This is a genomic window from Nguyenibacter vanlangensis (assembly GCF_013376155.1).
GTDB lineage: Bacteria > Pseudomonadota > Alphaproteobacteria > Acetobacterales > Acetobacteraceae > Gluconacetobacter > Gluconacetobacter vanlangensis.
This window is the reverse complement of record NZ_JABXXP010000486.1, coordinates 1-2166: the sequence shown is the minus strand read 5'-3', so window position 1 is coordinate 2166 and position 2166 is coordinate 1. Positions and strand designations below refer to the sequence as shown.

Genomic DNA, 2166 nt, shown 5'->3' with positions numbered 1-2166 from the left:
AGCATCGAATAGGCGCAATCGCGCGCCAGCGGCGACAGGCCGGCGATGTCCTGCGGCGGGACCAGCAGCAGCAGCATCTGGTCGGTGCACAGGTTCAGCGAGACGATCCGGTGCCGCGCCGCCGCCCCCGCGCGCGCCATGGCCGGAATCGCCAGCAGCAGGGCGGCCATTACGGAGGCAAGCAGGGCGCGGGCGGGCAGGCGCATGTCAGTAGGCCAGCATCACGCCGCCATAGCCGGCCCGGCCGGGCTGGAGATAGCCGATCGGATTTTCATATTGCCGGTTCAGCAGATTGTCGGCCCGCGCGAACACCGACAGGTGGCGGTTGACGCGATAGCGCGCGGCGATGTCGATGGTGACGTAGCCGGGGGCGCGGACATCGCTTTGCATGCCGTAGCGATCGACGTCGCGCCAATGGCTCAGGAACACCAGGCTGCCTGAAACCGTCAGGTCGCGCGTGGCGCGCCAGACGGGGCTGAAGCTGATCTTGTGTTCCGGCCGGCGCTGCAATTCCTGGCCGGTATCGGCATTTTTCGCGACCGTCCAGGTATAGTTCAGCATCAGGTCCAGCGTGTCCAGCGCCTTCCAGCCGATGAAGGATTCCACGCCATGCAGACGGGCCCGCGCGACATTGACATAGGTATAGTCATAGCCGGACAACCCGGTGGTGATCAGGTTGTCGACCTTGCTCTGATACCAGGTCGCGCCCATCGTCAGCCGCCCACGCAGCAGGCGCTGTTCGATGCCGGCGTCATAGCCCAGCAGCCGCTCGGCCTTCAGGTTCGGATTGGCCAAAAAGAAATAGGCCGGATAGCTGACGAACAACTGGCTCAGCGACGGACCGTGATAGCCCGACCCGGCGCTGGCCTTGATGATCGTGCCGGTGCCGGGCACATGGATGGCAGGCGCCGCGCGCCACGTCACGTAATTGCCGTAGCGCGAATTGGAATCGTACCGGATGTTCGCCGCGCCGTACAGGATCTTGCGCCACTGGCCCTGATACTGGCCATAGCCGGCATTGGTATCGGTATGCGCCGAGATCGGGCTGTTCAGGATGGCCTCGTGGATATGTTCGGCCCCCACCAGCAGACTGCCCGCGCGGCCCAGGTCGGCGGTGCCGTGCCAGTCGATCTTCACCCGTTCGCCGCGATAGAAGCTGGGATTGCCGCCGTCCGGCCCCACCGGTTCGTCCACCGTCAGATCGCGGCTGCGATAGGCCGTGTAGCCCACGCCGAGAATCTGATCGAACCGCCCGCCGAACGAGCGCAGATGCGCCGTGCCGCGCACCACGGCCTCGTTCAGGTTCTGGGTGCTGCGGCCCTGGGTCGGCTCGGGGGGATAGGTGTTGTAGTCGCTGTCGACATAGCGGTACGTCGCCTGCGTCAGGTGCGCCGTCAGCCCCAGGTCGAAATTGTCGGTCACGTCATAGCCCAGGCGGATATTGGCCGAGCGATTGTCGTTGCCGTTGCCCGGCACGTTCAGCCCCGGCGGAATCAGCCGCGGCGGCGTCACCGGCACGCTGGAGACGTGGCTGTGGGTCAGATAGACCGAATAATGGAACCGCTGCCGACTGCCGCGCAGCCCCAGCGCCTCGCCGGTGGTGCCGAAACTGCCGCCCTCGACGCGCAGCGTGGCCTTCATCGGCCCCTCGCCCGCGATCGAAGTGATGTCGATGACCCCGCCCATCGCATCCGCGCCGTACAGGCCGCTTTGCGGACCGCGCAGGATCTCGACCCGGCCGATCCCGTCGGTCAGGAACTGCGCGGCATCGAACGCGCCGTTCGGATTGCTGGGATCGTTGATGTCCATGCCGTCCAGCCGCACCTTCACTTCGTTGGCATTGGTGCCGCGCATGAAGATCGAGGTCGTGCCCCCCGGCCCGCCGGTCTGGACCAGGTTCAGCCCCGGCTCCTGCAGCAGCAGGTCGGGCAGGGTGCGACGCTGGCGCAGCGCGATGTCCGCTTCGGTAATGACGCTGACGCTGGTGCCGATCTCATCGATGCGGACGGGGCGGCGGGCGGCGCTGACGGTGACGGATTCCGGCAACTGGTCCCCGCCCAGCGCCACCCGGACATGCTGCGCGCCCATGGCGACATGGGCCGGAGCCGATGCCGGGGCCGATGCCGAAATCTGGGCCGAAATCGGGGCCGCAACCGGCGCGCCGGG

Annotated in this window: 1 protein-coding gene and 1 pseudogene; both read right to left on the bottom strand. The window is 67.0% G+C overall.

The window, feature by feature from the left end:
* A pseudogene (locus HUK84_RS15630) lies at positions 1-206 on the bottom strand (hypothetical protein); the annotation flags it as partial.
* A gap of 1 nt (position 207) precedes the next feature.
* On the bottom strand, positions 208-2166 hold a 1959-nt coding region (locus HUK84_RS15625), incomplete at its 5' end, for a TonB-dependent receptor plug domain-containing protein (protein WP_246285721.1).